Origin of the sequence: Kordia sp., from assembly GCF_045105435.1 — a bacterium.
GTDB lineage: Bacteria > Bacteroidota > Bacteroidia > Flavobacteriales > Flavobacteriaceae > Kordia.
Genome location: NZ_JBGCDL010000048.1, coordinates 1 through 4442 on the forward strand (window position 1 = coordinate 1; position 4442 = coordinate 4442).

Genomic DNA, 4442 nt, shown 5'->3' on the forward strand with positions numbered 1-4442 from the left:
AGTATACCTACAATTAAGTGATATAAAGACGCATTATGAAATAGCACTGCAAGTACAAAACCGATTGTTAGCGCAATGTATTGATGTCGTTTGTTTTTAAATACCGTAAAAGCTACCGCAGCCATGATTGCTATGAACAAACAGCCATTAAAATATAGCGGAAGTGTTTCAGTAATTAACAATACCACTTTGGATGTTGCTAATTCTCCAGAAACAAAAAGACGTACTAATGAAGGAAGTGAGACTAAAAATGCTGTAATAACGATAAGATAAATCCAAAGTTTGCTGGCTATAAAATAGTTTTTGTCACGAATCCAATTGATTTCCGTTAAGTAATGTAATGGTCCTAATACAGCATAGGCAAAGAGAAAGAGTTCAAAAGGCAAATAATAAGCTAACAGAAAAGATATGATTATCAACCCTGTGTTTAAAATATCTACGTTTCCTGTTTTCATTGGTTATTTCTGTGTGATTAATTCTGTCCGATGGAATTCTTCAAATAATGATATGTATTGATACGTATTCCTTTGTTATGTCCATTTCCTTAATGCTTAAAAATAGAAAAAGCTTCGTAAATTACGAAGCTTTTCCTTATGAATTTAAGAATTGAATCTTAGTATGTTATTCAATAATCATTTTCTTGGTTGACACTTTCTTACCACCTACATATAATGTGTAGTAGTACATACCAGAAGATAAGTTTCTTGTATTGATATCTAATTCTTGGTCTCCTTTTTGTTGTAAATCAACTGTTGAAATTACTTGTCCAGCTGTATTTACAAATACAATTGCTGCATCTCCCGTTAATTCTTGTGGGATGAAGTAACGAATTGAAGAAGTATCATTGAACGGATTTGGAATATTTTGATATAAAATAGCTCCACTTCTTGATGCATTTTCAGGACTTACAATTGATAAAGTTCCGTCACATGCACATACTTCAATAGCAGCAACTCTAGTTAATAAATCATCTATTTGTGTCTGTTGCGCAGCATTCTCTGCTTCTAGTGCAGACAATACTGGAGCTAAATCAACGTCTACAGAAGTTCCGCCTTCAATGGCAACTGTTAACGTTGATCCTGATAAAGTAGCAGAAGTTAAGTTCTGATTATCCGTTCCTGTTCCATCAGCTAATGTAGCTAAGTCAACGCCAGTTCCACCAGATATATTTAAGGTTGTTCCTGATAAAGATAAGTTTTGAGAATCTGTTCCTGTTCCATCAGCTAGTGTACTTAAATCAACTCCAGTTCCTCCACTAATATTTAATGTAGATCCTGATAAAGATAAGTTTTGACTATCTGTGTTATCTAAATATCCTGATAAATCAACAGTTCCTGCATCACCAGTAATACTTAATACATTTGCTGAAACTGAGATTGCTTGACTATCCGTTCCTGTTCCATCTTGTAATGAAACTAAATCAACACCAGTTCCGCCTGAAATATTTAAGGTTGTTCCCATTAATGATAAATCTTGACTATCTGTACCTGTTCCATCTTGTAATGGCGCTAAATCGACTCCAGTTCCACCAGAAATATTTAAGGTTGTTCCCGATAAAGATAAATCTTGCTCATCTGTGTTATCTAAATACCCTGATAAATCAACAGTTGTCATACCTCCTGAAATACTTAAAACATTTGCTGAAACAGCTAATTCTTGATTATCCGTTCCTGTTCCATCTTGTAATGGCGCTAAATCGACTCCAGTTCCACCAGAAATATTTAAAGTTGTTCCTGATAAAGATAAATCTTGCTCATCTGTGTTATCTAAATATCCTGATAAATCGACTGTTGTCATTCCTCCTGAAATACTTAAAACATTTGCTGAAACAGCTAATTCTTGACTATCAGTTCCTGTTCCATCTTGTAATGGCGCTAAATCAACACCAGTTCCTCCAGAAATATTTAAAGTTGTTCCAGACAAAGATAAATCTTGCTCATCTGTGTTGTCTAAATATCCTGATAAGTCAACAGTTCCTGCGTCTCCTGTAATGCTTAATATATTGGTTGCAACTGAGATTGCTTGTGCATCTGTATTGTCTAAATATGGAGATAAATCTACCGATCCACCATCTACTAAACTCAATGTATTTGTTGCAAGTGATAAATCTTGAGTATCACTATTCATCATTCCTTTCCACTGCGTTCCATCCCAATAAAAAGAATTATCAGTTTCTGTATCATATACCACCATACCTTCATCGGTTGCTGCTAATGAAGTTCCGAAAGCAGTACGTTCTGCGGTTGTCATACGGTTTAAATGTAAACCTTTCGTTGCACCAGTTAAGTCTAGAGAAGCATTTGCGTTTGGTGTATCTGTTCCAATACCGACACTTAATGGATTTATGCTTCCACCAAGCACCATTGTATTATCATTTAAGGCTGTGGCAGCATTACCAATAGCAACCGAGTTTGTTCCTTGTACCCTTGCGCTAGTACCAATGGCAATGTTATTTGTTGGATTTAAAGCACTTGGATCTGTAGAAGAAGCCTGATATCCAATTACAATAGTTCCATCATTTTGTGCTACTGTAGTAGAACCAATCGCTATTGCAAACTGATTGTCAACGTCAACAGAACGTCCAATACCAACTGCATCATTTTCTGCAACATTCACACGATCACCAATACCAACTGAGTAATCAGCTAAAGTTCCCATATTTCCTAGATATCCCATCATAATAGAGTAATCTCCTCTAACATCATGATCATGCCCTAAAGAAACTGAATATTGTCCATCAATAAATGCTCTGTTACCAAATCCCATAACATTATTATTACTTACAGTAATATCGTATCCATAAAACACAGCGTTAGAACGGTTTGTATTGTCGAAATCTGCTAAAGATCCCATACCAACATTGTATTGTCCTTCTCTGTTTGAAAAACCAGTAGAAAAACCTACATACGTATTGTGGTTTGCATTTGAAGTATTATTTGTACGGTTATTGTCCCAACCAGCTTGTGCTCCAATAAATGTGTTGTAATCAGCCCATTCTGTAGCTACACCGGCGGCGGCACCAACCATGGTATTGTAAATACCATCTCCAATATCAATACCTGCTGAATCTCCAAAAGCAGAGTTGTGGTGTCCATCATCTACATCACTCATAGACTCACTACCAACAGCTGTATTTCGGTATCCAACATCAGATGAAATACCTACTTCGTTACCAATAAAAGTTTGTTTGTAACCAGTAGTGTTACTAAAACCTGCATCTTCTCCGATGAATGTGTTTTCGTAACCAGTTGTGTTATTTGCTCCAGATTCTTCACCGACGAATGTATTGTCATAACCAGTCGTATTGTTTTCTCCAGATTCGGCACCGATAAAAGTGTTATCTCCACCTGTAGTTGTTAATCTACCAGCTTCATATCCCATGAAGGTGTTATCAAAACCAGTAGTATTGGAATATCCTGCAAGATATCCGATAGCGACAAGTTCACTTGTTGTAACGCTTCGTCCAGCACTGTAACCAAATAGAGTTACTCTTGATCCTGAGGTAATAAAACTACCTGTACTATCTCCGTAAAAAGTGTTAAAATCACCTGTAGTAATGGCAACTCCTGAACCAGTACCCATGGTTTCATTTAACGTTTGGGCTTGCGCGTCTGTAATACATAACAGACTTAATACAAACACAATAACGAGGGGTAATTGTTTTTTCATAATAGAATTGTTGTTAGTTTGTTTAATATGGTTATTATAAATATAATAATTATAATTTTAACATAATTTTCAAATATAAGTAAGAACTCTTAAAGAAAAGTAAGGGTTTCTACGTGATCTTTAAAAAATTATGCTCATTTCGTATATTTTTATTTATGATTACTTAATTTTAGCTTGAATAATTCTACTATATTGCATCAAAAACTAACCGAACCCTACATGCCAAAAGCTGAAAAATTTAGTAGCTGGATACTATTTATAGTTATATTTTTAATCTATGTAATTTGTGCCCCAAACACTATTGCTTTCTGGGATAGCGCTGAGTTTATCACTAGTAATTATACGCTTCAAGCATCGCATCCGCCAGGTGCACCTTTTTATACTATTTTATGTAAAGTTATTTTATCTTTTTTCCCTGCAACCAAAGCTGCACTCGTCAGTAATTTAATTTCTGCCTTTTTTGGAGCATTGACATGTAGCTTGTTATTTAGAATCACTACAAATATAGCTACACGTATACTTTCTGCTACTAAAAGTACACTTACGCCTACAATTGCCTTAATCGCAGGAAGTACAGCAGCGCTTTCACTTGCATTTTCAGATAGTTTTTGGACAGCTTCCACCGAAGCAGAAGTATACACCTTGTCTTTTGCACTTATGACAGGAATGATTTATGCAATGCTACTTTGGGAACAAACAACAAATCGTAAAAAAGAAATTAGATATGCTTTTTTAATTGCACTCCTTTTAGGAATTTCTACAAGTGTGCATTT

3 protein-coding genes are annotated in these 4442 nt (G+C 35.3%); 1 reads left to right on the forward strand and 2 read right to left on the reverse strand.

Annotated features, from left to right (window positions below; translation table 11 throughout):
* Both AB8B65_RS02325 and AB8B65_RS02330 read right to left on the reverse strand, forming a co-directional pair.
* On the reverse strand, positions 1-455 hold a 455-nt coding region (locus AB8B65_RS02325; protein ID WP_405299196.1), incomplete at its 3' end, for a hypothetical protein.
* 166 nt (positions 456-621) lie between these two features.
* Positions 622-3669: a T9SS type A sorting domain-containing protein gene (locus tag AB8B65_RS02330; protein ID WP_405299197.1), complete on the reverse strand. Its 3048-nt coding sequence runs from the start codon at positions 3667-3669 to the stop codon at positions 622-624.
* Between the two features lie 219 nt (positions 3670-3888).
* Between AB8B65_RS02330 and AB8B65_RS02335 the strand changes: the two genes are divergently transcribed.
* The coding region (locus tag AB8B65_RS02335; protein ID WP_405299199.1) for a DUF2723 domain-containing protein at positions 3889-4442 on the forward strand (554 nt) is incomplete at its 3' end.

Excerpts from the sequence above, each read along its gene's own strand:
- AB8B65_RS02330 (WP_405299197.1), bottom strand. The coding sequence starts at position 3,669 with ATGAAAAAACAATTACCCCTCGTTATTGTGTTTGTATTAAGTCTGTTA.